General features: G+C 54.1%; 1 protein-coding gene. It reads left to right on the top strand.

Annotated features, from left to right (window positions below):
* A partial coding sequence (locus FCL47_RS24215; protein WP_255580849.1) for an acyl-CoA dehydrogenase family protein occupies positions 1 to 255 on the top strand: 255 nt, incomplete at both ends.

Here is a 255-nt window from a genome sequence, read left to right on the forward strand (position 1 = left end):
CAGTAGGGGCGGCGAAATATGCCCTTGATCAGGCGGCCAGTTATGCCAATGAGCGAAAACAGTTCAAGGTGCCCATCTCCCAGTTTGGTCTTATCAAAGAAAAACTAGCGGAAATGGCCATCCGTACCTACGCCGCAGAAAGCGCCGTATACCGCACTGGCGGGTTGTTGAATAATATGATGCACAGCCTGGACCGCAGCGGTGAAGATGGCGGACAGGTCACGGCGAAAGGGATCGAGGAGTATGCCCTGGAAT

It is taken from the genome of Desulfopila sp. IMCC35006 (genome assembly GCF_005116645.1).
Lineage (GTDB): Bacteria > Desulfobacterota > Desulfobulbia > Desulfobulbales > Desulfocapsaceae > Desulforhopalus_A.